At 71.5% G+C, this 600-nt stretch carries 1 pseudogene; it reads left to right on the top strand.

Annotation, left to right across the window (positions count from 1 at the left end):
- Positions 1–145 precede the first annotated feature (145 nt).
- Positions 146–600 (top strand): annotated as a pseudogene (locus ACJA3G_RS38260) (hypothetical protein); the annotation flags it as partial.

Genomic DNA, 600 nt, shown 5'->3' with positions numbered 1-600 from the left:
CTGCGCGCCCGGGCAGCTGTGAAGCTGAGTCCACAGCCTGAAGAACACGTACGCGCCCGGGGAGAAGCCGCAGGTCGTCATCTCCGTCGAGAACACGGCCGACTCCACCTGCAAGGCGGACCTCGGGCCCAAGGGAGCTGTCCTGGTGGTGACGGACTCCGGCGACGACAAGGTGTGGGCGTCGGACGACTGCGTGAACGGGGCCGGGAGCGAGCTGTTCCAGGTGCCGGGCAAGGCGACGGTGACGGGCTCGGTGGGCGGCGCGGGCGCCGTGGGCGGCGGCTCCTCGGGCAGCGGCGGTGGTGGCGGTGGTACGGCACGCCAGGTGCCCGCCGGGTCCTCGCTGCCGGTCTGCGCGCCCGGGCAGCTGAAGCTGACGGTCCACAGCCTGAAGAACACGTACGCGCCCGGGGAGAAGCCGCAGGTCGTCATCTCCGTCGAGAACACGGCCGACTCCACCTGCAAGGCGGACCTCGGGCCCAAGGGAGCTGTCCTGGTGGTGACGGACTCCGGCGACGACAAGGTGTGGGCGTCGGACGACTGCGTGAACGGGGCCGGGAGCGAGCTGTTCCAGGTGCCGGGCAAGGCGACGGTGACGCG

Origin of the sequence: Streptomyces sp. YS-3 (assembly GCF_045257485.1) — a bacterium.
Lineage (GTDB): Bacteria > Actinomycetota > Actinomycetes > Streptomycetales > Streptomycetaceae > Streptomyces.
The sequence above is the reverse complement of the archived record's forward strand: the minus strand, read 5'-3'. Positions and strand labels throughout refer to the sequence as shown.